General features: G+C 54.6%; 4 protein-coding genes. All 4 read left to right on the forward strand.

What is annotated here, in order from left to right:
• Positions 1 to 1,415 precede the first annotated feature (1,415 nt).
• The 4 genes from HY30_RS13975 (at position 1,416) to HY30_RS13990 (ending at position 8,321) form a co-directional block, all read left to right on the forward strand.
• Positions 1,416 to 2,069 (forward strand): N-6 DNA methylase, encoded by a 654-nt coding sequence (locus HY30_RS13975; RefSeq protein ID WP_034741896.1) that lies wholly within the window; start codon positions 1,416 to 1,418, stop codon positions 2,067 to 2,069.
• Positions 2,066 to 3,688 (forward strand): Eco57I restriction-modification methylase domain-containing protein, encoded by a 1,623-nt coding sequence (locus HY30_RS13980; RefSeq protein WP_034741899.1) that lies wholly within the window; start codon positions 2,066 to 2,068, stop codon positions 3,686 to 3,688. Before HY30_RS13975 ends, HY30_RS13980 begins: the two co-directional genes overlap by 4 nt.
• On the forward strand, positions 3,681 to 6,218 hold the full coding sequence (locus tag HY30_RS13985; RefSeq protein ID WP_034741902.1) for a DEAD/DEAH box helicase family protein: 2,538 nt from the start codon (positions 3,681 to 3,683) through the stop codon (positions 6,216 to 6,218). The genes HY30_RS13980 and HY30_RS13985 overlap by 8 nt, the downstream gene beginning before the upstream one ends.
• Before the next feature lie 183 nt (positions 6,219 to 6,401).
• Entirely contained in the window at positions 6,402 to 8,321 is a 1,920-nt protein-coding gene (locus HY30_RS13990; protein ID WP_034741905.1) for a DUF262 domain-containing protein, read from the forward strand.
• Positions 8,322 to 8,614 lie beyond the last annotated feature (293 nt).

Genomic DNA, 8,614 nt, shown 5'->3' on the forward strand with positions numbered 1-8,614 from the left:
CATGTCCGATTAGAGAAGGCCACGTAGATACGGGGGCGGTCTGGAGCTGTGAGAGCGGTAGCTGTTCCAAGGGGCGCAGCGGTTGTAATTTGGTCAGTCATGTCAGTCTCCTTTGCGCCGCCCGGCGTTCTTTCCCGCATCAGGCGGGGGTGGGCGGCGAAAAGGTGCTCAGCCGGAGCGCATAAGGGCCCCGCGCAAGGGGAAGCCGTAGGTAGGAAACCTAAAGACGTTCACACGCGCCAATGTCCCGCCCCCTTGTGCGGTGACCGCGCTCTGGCAGACGCACCGTCCGCCCGGACCCGGCTGTTGGGGAGAGATAAAGAAGCGCAGAGAAATTGCTGAGGGGGATCGATGGCTTTGCAACTGTTGCTGTCGCATGGTGCCGCGTCCTGACACACAGTTCCGACTCGAGCCCTGTTGTCAGGGATCGCCATCTGCATCGTTCGTCTCGACCTGTTCAAAGATCCCTGGTCTCAGATGCTCAATTCAGCGCCCGCGACCCCTCTGGCCAATGGACAGTGGGAAGCGCGGGTGCGCGACCTGCCGGTGAGCCCCAGCCCCATGCCTGAAGTCGGACTTGCTGATCCCTCAGTGAGACGAGCCGGGCCGGCAAGAAGTACGGCTTTTGCTCACCTCAAGACGTTCATTCCGGCCGGACAGCCCCGCCTCCGGCGGGCAGGTCGCGAAGAAACCAGCACGCTGTCAAATCGCGTTTCTCCGTGTACATTTGTAGCGGCATGGCCGACTCTCAGGTTCAGGCCAGGGTCTGGAGTATGCCAAATTGCGCCACACCAGGGCAGTCATTGTGACATGGAGCAGGAACGGCAACCACGCAGTGCAACACAAACGGTTGGCATATTCTCTCACAACGCGTCACATAACCTTGGACAACATCTATTCGTATCCGAGGTTTAATAACACAGATGCCGAAACCCCGGTCCAGAAGAGGACTCGACTTAACCATCTAGTCTTTGAAAATATTTGTCTTTTTTGAAAATATGGCACCGAAATGTACCATACTACGTACCATGTTTCGGTTGGGCTATAGAGGTTTGAGTTCTCTAATTATCGTTTACAAATAAGGAGTTAGCGCGTTTGGAGAGATCCAGCAACCTCGTTCGCTTCGATTCTATTGGGATTTTGGCCGAAAGTTGCCCTCCCCGATGGCTTTAGGGCCGCCATTTGCGCCCCTCTTCACCCATTGTCCGACCCGCGCGCGGACCGAGAATCTCGCTCTTGTTCAAGTCTACCTTTAACATGCTGTCGGAGCAGCCGCCTTGTGCAAGGCTGGCGATTATACGCACTAGACTCATTGGACTGCCCGCGGCGACGCACCGCCCCGGTCTTCGCGCCTTGCGTGAATCGCCCAAACCGTTGATTAGAAAAGAGGCAAGTGAAACGTTGGGATTAAAAGTTTGAGTTTGATCAGATCAAAGAAGCGTGTGGCAGACCATGGCGAGGTATTCACGCCCGCCTGGATGGTTGAGGCCATGCTTGATCTGGTCCGCGAGGAAACCGACCGTATTGACTCACGGTTTCTGGAGCCGGCTTGCGGCAGCGGTAACTTCCTGGTCCGGGTGCTGCAGCGCAAGCTCGCGGCAGTGGAACTCAGATATGCGGGTTGCGACTTCAATAGGAAGCACTACGCCCTGCTTGGGCTTATGTGCATATACGGTATCGAACTTCTGGAGGACAATATTGCCGAATGCCGTGACAACCTGATCGAAATTTTCGGCGAGTATCTGAACGCCGATGAAGCTGATGATGTGATCGGCGCGGCGCGAACTGTGCTGACGATCAATCTGATTCACGGCGACGCTCTGGCCATGCGCACTCATGTCGGAGAGCCCATCGTCTTTTCTGAATGGGGTTCTCTCGGCAAGGGCAAGTTCATGAGGCGCGATTTCCGGCTGGACGTGCTCACCGGGTCTTCGAAGTTCAGCGCTGAAGACTCGCTGTTTGCCCATCTTGGAAAGCACGAAATTTTCACGCCCATTAAAACTTATCCGGCGATGACCATTCGCGACCTCGCGGCGGCAAGTGACGGCACACCAAAGGGGGCCGCATGAACGGTCAGGCGAGCTTCACTCTACGCGGGCGTAATCCAGATGTACTGACCTGTATCGCCAATCTGTCGAACGATGAGGTCTTTACGCCACCTGACTTTGCGAACCGAATGCTAGATACGCTGGCAGAGGCCTGGTCCGCAGACCATCACGGGGCCAGCATCTGGGCAGACCCCAATGTAACTTTTCTTGATCCGTGCACGAAGTCCGGGGTCTTTCTTCGCGAGATAACCAGCCGGCTTGCAAAGGGGTTGGCAGGCGCAATCCCGGACTTGCGGGACCGCGTTGATCACATTTTGACGCGGCAGGTTTTCGGCATTGGCATCACCCGCCTAACGGCCATGCTGGCGCGACGTAGCCTTTACTGCTCAAAACAAGCAGATGGCGAGCATTCGATCGCGAGCAGCTTCAACACTGAAGACGGGCATGTCTGGTTCGAACGCACTGAGCATGCCTGGAACAAAGGCAAGTGCGTTCACTGTGGCGCAAGCCAATCGACGTTGGACCGAGGCGAGGATCGTGAGACCCACGCGTACGCGTTCATACATACCGACAACATAAAAGCCCGGATCGCCGAGCTGTTTGGAGGCGACATGCAATTTGACGTGATTATCGGCAACCCGCCTTATCAATTGGATGACGGTGGGTTTGGAGCCAGCGCGATCCCGATCTACAATAAATTTGTGGAGCAGGCTCAAGCGCTGGAGCCCAGATACCTTACTATGGTCATCCCAGCACGTTGGCTGTTCGGCGGACGGGGACTTGATGAATTTCGAAAGAGTATGCTCACAGACGAACGCATAAGGCAGCTGTTCGATTACCCAGATAGCCGCCAAGTCTTTCCTAGCGTCGATGTAGCTGGTGGCATCTGTTACTTTCTTTGGGATCGCGACAATCCTGGCACCTGTCGAATTATCGAAATGAATCACGATCTATCCAATAGTGAGTCCTCACGCCCGCTTCTTGAAAACGGAGCGGAAGTATTTGTCAGAAGCCATGTCGCGCTTTCAGTTCTTAAGAAGGTCGTGTCTGTCGAAACTTCTCAGATCCAATCGCTTGGGTTGCCCGAGGCGAAGCGTTTCGACCAACAAGTCAGCTCTCAAAAGCCATTTGGATTGAGAACCTACTTTCGAGGAGCCTCGAGCCCGTCAAAAGAGAACGACTTAGTTGTACTGCAAAGCGGCGGACGCGCCTGGACATCGAGAGCCGAAATCACCGCAGGGCAAGAACTGATCGATAAATGGAAGGTGTTTACGTCCAAATCATCTTCTGAACACGCGGGCCAGTTTGATAAGAACGGTCAACGCCGAGTGCTTTCGAAATCTGGCGTGATCCCGCCAGGCTCGGTGGTCACAGAAACGTACATCTTGCTGGGAACCTATGATAACGAAACCGAAGCGAGGAATTGCTTCACTTACGCTACGACGAAATTCTTTAGGTTCTTAGTGGCCACTCGTTCGTCCGCCCAAGACCTAGCTAAGTCAGCTTATTCATTTGTTCCCATTCAAGACTTCTCTCAGCCGTGGTCAGATCGAGATCTGTACGTCAAGTATGGGCTGTCAGAAGAAGAAATCGCTCACATAGAAAAGTTGATTAGGCCAATGAGCGCGAGCGATGACTAGATCCATTGACGACATCCTCGCCCCGAAGCCGGAAGCGCGTCCACGAATCTATGCCTACACCATCAACGATGAGGCTCATCGCGACTGGCTGAAGATCGGCCAAACGACGCGTGACGTTCGGCAGAGGGTGGCCGAACAGCTGCGCACCGCTGCGATCAACAACTACCGGATCGAACTGGAAGAGTGTGCCGAGCGCGAGGACGGCAGCTTCTATTCCGATCACGAGGTCCGCGCCGGACTGATCCGCAAAGGCTTTGCCAATCCGGAAGGCGAATGGATGGCCTGCACAGTGGATGACGTGCGCACCGTCCTGACGGAGCTGCGCACGGGCGTGAGCTTCTCGCGCCGTCGAAGCCTGACCTTCCAGATGCGGCGCGAGCAGACCGAAGCGGTGAATCAGACCCATAGCTATTACCTGTCCCGCTGGGCCGAGGACATGCGTGCCGTGCCGCGTTTCCTCTGGAATGCAAAAATGCGGTTCGGCAAGACGTTTACATCGTATCAGCTCGCCAAGCGAATGGGCGCAAAGCGTGTTCTGGTCGTAACGTTTAAGCCCGCTGTGGAAGATGCTTGGCAGACAGACCTGGAAAGCCATGTCGACTTTGAAGGCTGGCAATATCTGTCGAAAAGCTCAGGCGCAGACCCGACTCAGATTGATCGGGCGAAACCGGTTGTCTTTTTTGGTTCGTTTCAGGACCTTCTCGGGCGCGATCTTTTCGGAAACATAAAAGCGAAGAACGAATGGCTACACCGCGTGGACTGGGACCTTGTCATTTTTGACGAGTACCATTTTGGAGCCTGGCGAGAGACCGCGAAGGAGCTCTTCGAAGGCGAAGAGTCAAACCGCGAGGAAAAGTTGGAGTACGCAGCTGACCTCGACGTTGTGAATGAAGACCTGAGCGTCCTGTCGCAGAAAGAAACGGAATTTCTGCCAATCAAAACTCGCGCCTATCTCTATCTTTCCGGCACCCCGTTCAAGGCGCTGGCGACGGGCGATTTCATCGAAGAGCAAATCTTCAATTGGACCTACACCGACGAACAGCGCGCGAAGGAAGAGTTCGCCACGCGCCATCCTGACAAATGGAATCCATATGGCGGACTGCCGCAAATGCGGCTTTTGACCTATCAGATGCCGGATGAATTGCTGTCTGTTGCCAGTGCCGGAGAGTTTGACGAGTTTGATCTCAACGAATTTTTCTCGACAACCGACAAGGACGGTGACGCACAGTTCAAACACAAGAGCGATGTCCAGAAATGGCTGGACATCATTCGCGGGCAATACGCGCCAAGAACGGTAGACAGCCTTCGATCAGGCTCTCGTCCACCCTTGCCGTATTCGGATGTTCGCCTTCTTCCTTATCTGCAGCATTCCTTCTGGTTTCTTCCCAATGTCGCCGGGTGCCAGGCGATGGCGAACCTGCTCACCGAAAAGCACAATGTGTTTTGGCACGATTACACCGTAATCGTTGCGGCGGGCGCGTCGGCCGGCATCGGGCTCGATGCACTTCCCCCTGTGAGGGACGCGATTGGCAGCGGCTTCGATACTAAGACCATAACGTTGTCTTGTGGCAAGCTGACTACCGGCGTGACCGTGAATCAGTGGTCATCCATTTTGATGCTGCGAAACCTGAAGTCGCCGGAGACCTATTTCCAGGCTGCATTCCGCGTTCAGTCACCGTGGACAATCAAGAACCCGAGTGGTGACAATCCGAACGAGGAAGAAGTTCTGAAGCCAATCTGCTTCGTCTTCGACTTTGCCCCAACGCGCGCACTTCGCCAGCTTTCCGAGTACGGAATAGGGTTGTCGCCGAACGAGCCCAATCCGGAAAACGCCGTTCGCGAGCTTGTCTCATTCCTGCCTGTACTTGCCTATAACGGCGCAAAAATGATTCAGATCGACGCTGGAGGTGTTCTCGATATCGCAATGGCTGGCACGTCCGCAACGCTTCTTGCGCGCAAATGGGAGAGCGCAATGCTTGTGAACGTGGACAATGATACGTTGCGCCGCGTGCTGGACAATCCAGACGCCATGGCCGCTGTCGAACGCATCGAAGGCTGGCGCGCACTGGGCGATAACATAATCGAAACCATTATTAACAAGAGCGAGAAGGTCAAAGACCTGAAAGCGCGCGCGAAAGAACGAGGCCTGACCAATCGGGAGAAGAAGGAGCTCACCGAGGAGGAAAAAGACTACAAATCCAAACGCAAGATGGTGCAGGAAAAGCTGATCAAATTTGCGACGCGAATCCCCGCTTTCATGTACCTGACCGACTTTCGCGAGAACACACTGCGGGATGTGATCACGAAGCTTGAGCCCGACCTTTTCCTATCCGTGACTGGGCTTACCGTGCAGGACTTCCACCTGCTTGTCAGCCTGAAAGTGTTCAATACCGAGCAGATGAATCAGGCCGTTTTCGCCTTCCGCCGCTACGAAGACGCCTCACTACGCTACACAGGTATCGAAAGTCACGAAGGCCTGAGCCATTATGGTCTTTACGACACAGTGGTGGCGCGTGAGCGGGTTCAATAAGTCGGGACGCGATCAAAATCCTTATTCGGAAAAGCCGTCATCCGCCTTTTTCAGGGAGAGGATTTCCTCATCCCGGCAGCCGGAGCGGAATTGAACACCAGCATCTGCGAACTTTATGGTCCAAACGCAGACCAGAACAAACTCATCAGACAGTCGCTAGGTATGCGGCGCTAGGGGGAAGCCATGCAGGCCAAAGATTATTCGCTTAACACAGTGCTGAGAGAGCGCCAGCAATGGGTTATACCGGTCTATCAGCGTCATTTTGCGTGGGAGACAAAGGCCGACAAACAGCTTCCGAAGCTGTGGGACGATGTTCGGGATCGCGCGCTTGAGCGTCTCGAAGGCAAGGAGGTTGCACCGCACTTTGTAGGGGCGATCATCTATTCCGAGCCGACAGACCAGCCATTTGGTACAGTGAACCGTCGCCATTTGGTTGATGGCCAGCAGCGAATTTCAACATTCAGCCTTGTCCTTTGTGCAGTCCGTGAGATCGCCGAAGCCAAAGGCGAGATGCAGCTCGCGAGCGCCGCGAAAGCCTATATCTTTAACGAGATTGGCGATGCCATGGCCGATCCGGAGCGCGAGCGGTTCAAACTCTGGTCATCAAGCCACGATCGCCCGCATTATCTCTCAATCGCTGATGGCGGTCTGCCTCTTCTCCGATCTGAATTCTCTCAGTTCTTTTATAAAAACGGAAAGCTTGTCGTGAGCCAGGCGCCAAAGATGCTCGCGGCGTATTGGTATTTGACGAACGAAATTGAAGCGTTTGTCGAGGAACAAATCGAACAAGACCGCACGGCGCAGCAGGCGCTTGATGCCATACTGCACGGCTTTCTTCACGGCTTCCAAATCGTCGTTGTTCAACTTGGCAAACAGGATGATGCGCAGTCGATCTTTGCGTCACTCAATGGCAATGCTGAACCTCTGAGCGCCTTCGATTTAATCCGAAACGATATCTTTCATCGTGCCAGCAAAGCATTTGAGAATGAAGACGCGCTCTATCAGGGAAGCTGGAGCCGCCTCGAGACACAATTTTGGAAAACAGAGGTCAAGCAAGGGCGTTTGAAACGCCCCAGAACCGACCATCTGGTTGCCCACACACTCGTTGCTGAAACGGCACAAGAAATAAATGTCGGCCAGGTCGCAAACGAATACAGAGCGTTCGCCAAGGCGAACAATTTCGATACGGTTGAAGCGGAGATTACCAGCCTGCTAGAATATGCGGACGTATATGAAACGCTCGAGCGTCGCAGCGAACATCTCCCAGAAGCCAGAATTGCATCGCTTTTGACGGCTTGGGATATGTCCGCGTTCCACCCACTGGTCATGTGGATTGGGAAGCATGAGCCGAGCGAAGAGGCCAAGCGGCGGGCATACACACTGTTGGAGAGCTATATCGTTCGCCGTGATCTCTGCAATCTGACCCGCAAGAATTACAACAAGGTCGTCCCCAGCTTGCTTCGGGCCGCGAAAGCGGCCGACGATGTTCCGGCAGCGTTGCTCGATCAAATGAACACGTTCGAGGGCGATATCTCTCGCTTGCCACATGACGAGGACGTTAAGCGGGCCGTCCTGACGCAGCCTGTTTACGATACTCTCGGCTCCCTGAAGCTTCGATATCTTCTGCGAGAAATCGAGATGGCAGCTCGCGGAAAATTCGAAGAGGATGTCACCGTGAAGACGGATAATCTGACTGTTGAGCATATCATGCCGCAGAAATGGGCCGAGCACTGGCCGCTACCTAATGGCACCCAGTGCGCCCATGAAATTTCTTGGATGGCGTCGCTCGCGGGTGAGCAACTTGCTTCAGAAGTGACTGAGGCAATGGATCGTAGGGAGCAGCTCAAGCACACTCTCGGAAATCTGACGCTGGTCACGGGCTCGCTCAATCCGGCCATGGGAAAGGCGGGTTGGGTAGCAAAGAAACGCTATCTGACCCGCTCACTTTTGACGTTGAATCAGGGCGTCTGCGCCGAAGAAAGCTGGTGGGACTGGGGCTTGAACGATCCTCTGCCAACAGCCTGGAACGAGACCGTCATTGAAGCTCGCAGCCGGTTTTTGGCGGAGCAAATCATTCAAATTTGGCATGTCTCAACTGCCTGAAAGATGAGGAATAAAGGAATTTCCTTCAGGCCCAATGGCATGAAAAGCCATTTGGGCTATGTTGATTTTCCTTGCTGGTTTTGAGTCTTGTCAAGGGGCTTTGCCCGCTTCGCGGCGCGTGATCCACGCGCGCTTGACCGGTCGCAAAACCGGCGACACGGACCTTGAATCCTGGAACTTGAGCGCGTGGCAATCGCAGTGCCGATGCGGGGTTTTCCGGCATGTTGCGGCAAAAGGCGGGTCAAGTCTGGAAGGGAGTGGACAGCGAACGTATGCGTCCGGAGGTGACACCT

Origin of the sequence: Hyphomonas chukchiensis (assembly GCF_000682695.1) — a bacterium.
Lineage (GTDB): Bacteria > Pseudomonadota > Alphaproteobacteria > Caulobacterales > Hyphomonadaceae > Hyphomonas > Hyphomonas chukchiensis.